This is a genomic window from Escherichia sp. AM3 (assembly GCF_032029835.1).
Lineage (GTDB): Bacteria > Pseudomonadota > Gammaproteobacteria > Enterobacterales > Enterobacteriaceae > Escherichia > Escherichia coli.
In genome coordinates this window covers 1-352 of the sequence record NZ_JAVUPQ010000697.1, presented here as the reverse complement: position 1 = coordinate 352, position 352 = coordinate 1, and the positions used below count along the sequence as shown (strand labels likewise).

The following is a 352-nucleotide window of genomic DNA, read 5'->3' as shown; positions in this document are numbered from 1 at the left end:
CTGATAGAAACAGAAGCCACTGGAGCACCTCAAAAACACCATCATACACTAAATCAGTAAGTTGGCAGCATCACCCCTGTTTTTGTATCTTTTCTGCAATATCTTTCTGGCAGCCCATCGCATCAGTTGTGATGATTTTTCCTTTAATATCCATCATGTTAAGAAGTTCAGGAATGGCTGTAATCTCATTGGATTTCTCATCCGTCTTGATCTGTCCGAGGACCAGACTATGCATTGTTGAGAACGCACTAATGACATGAATCGCTCCCCTGCGACGACTCTTGTCATAAGAGTGCCGGAGCGTTTTTCCATCAATTGCAATGACGTCTTTATCATCTGAAGAATGGCAGTC

The 352-nt window shown here is 42.9% G+C and carries 1 pseudogene; it reads right to left on the bottom strand.

Annotated elements, in window-relative coordinates:
• Positions 1–73 precede the first annotated feature (73 nt).
• Positions 74–352, bottom strand: a pseudogene (locus RTW80_RS27950) (ISAs1 family transposase); the annotation flags it as partial.